Below are 1,668 nucleotides of genomic sequence, written 5' to 3' on the forward strand. Positions count from 1 at the left end.
ACGCTGGACAGCGGCAAGGTCATCACCATCGCCGAAGGCCAGAGTTCCGGCAGCCTGCCGGTCACGGTGGGCAACGACGCCTACAAGGGTCCGACCATCGTGATCGAGTCGATTAAATCGGCCGACGGCGGCAACCTCGAAGCCATCGATCCGGTGAAAACGCCGGTCAGCACCACGGTCAACGACGTCGACGACACCACCACGGTGACGCTGAGCGCGACGCCGAGCGTCGACGAGAACGGCACCATCACCTACACCGCGACGCTGACCGACGCCCAGGGCCAACCGGTGACGGCGCAGAACGGTCCGGTGACCGTGACGCTGGACAGCGGCAAGGTCATCACCATCGCCGAAGGGCAGAGTTCCGGCTCCTTGCCAATCACCGTGGGTAATGATGTCTACCAAGGTCCAACCACGGTTACCGAATCCATCAAGGACGCGGTGGGTGGCAACCTGGAAGCCATCAACCCAGTGAAAACCCCGGTGAGCACCACGGTCAACGACGTCAACGACACCACCAGGGTGACCTTGAGCGCGACGCCGAGCGTGGACGAGAACGGCACCATCACCTACACCGCCACGCTGACCGACAAGAACGGCGCCCCGGTGACCGCACAGAACGGTCCAGTGACCGTGACGCTGGACAGCGGCAAGGTCATTACCATCGCCGAAGGCCAGAGCACCGGCTCCTTGCCGGTGACGGTCGGCAATGACGTCTATGAAGGGCCGACCACGGTCACCGAATCCATCAAGGACGCGGTGGGCGGCAACCTGGAACAGGTGTCGCCAAACACCACGCCAGTGACCACCACGATCAATGACGTCAACGACAGCACCACCGTGACCCTGAGCACCACGCCGAGCGTGGATGAAAACGGCACCATCACTTACACCGCCACCCTGACCGATGCCCAGGGCCAACCGGTCACCGCGCAGAGCGGTCCGGTCACCGTGACCCTCGACAGCGGCAAGGTCATCACCATTGCCGAAGGCCAGAGTTCCGGCAGTTTGCCGGTCACGGTCGGCAACGACGTCTACCAAGGTCCGACCACCGTGACCGAGTCGATTAAATCGGCCGACGGCGGCAACCTCGAAGCCATCAACCCGGTGAAAACCCCGGTCAGCAACACGGTCAATGACGTCAACGACACCACCACGGTGACCCTGAGCGCGACGCCGAGCGTGGACGAGAACGGCACCATCACCTACACCGCGACGCTGACCGACAAGAACGGCGCCCCGGTGACCGCGCAGAACGGTCCAGTCACCGTAACGCTGGACAGCGGGAAGGTCATCACCATCGCCGAAGGGCAGAGCTCTGGCAGCCTGCCGGTCACCGTGGGCAACGACGCCTACCAAGGGCCGACCACGGTCACCGAATCCATCAAGGACGCGGTGGGTGGCAACCTGGAAGCCATCAACCCGGTGAAAACGCCGGTCAGCACCACGGTCAATGACGTCGACGACACCACCACCGTGACCCTGACCGCCACCCCGAGCGTGGACGAAAACGGCACCATCACCTACACCGCGACCCTGACCGACAAGAACGGCGCCCCGGTCACCGCGCAGAACGGTGCGGTCACCGTGACGCTGGACAGCGGCAAGGTCATCACCATCGCCGAAGGCCAGAGTTCCGGCAGCCTGCTGGTCACGGTGGGCAACGAC

At 64.0% G+C, this 1,668-nt stretch carries 1 protein-coding gene; it reads left to right on the forward strand.

Features of this window, described 5'->3' with window-relative positions; all coding sequences use genetic code 11:
* Window positions 1-1,668 (forward strand): immunoglobulin-like domain-containing protein (locus AC1DRN_RS29885; RefSeq protein WP_477786922.1); only part of this gene is annotated, 1,668 nt, incomplete at both ends.

The organism is Pseudomonas sp. P5_B3, from assembly GCF_056400405.1.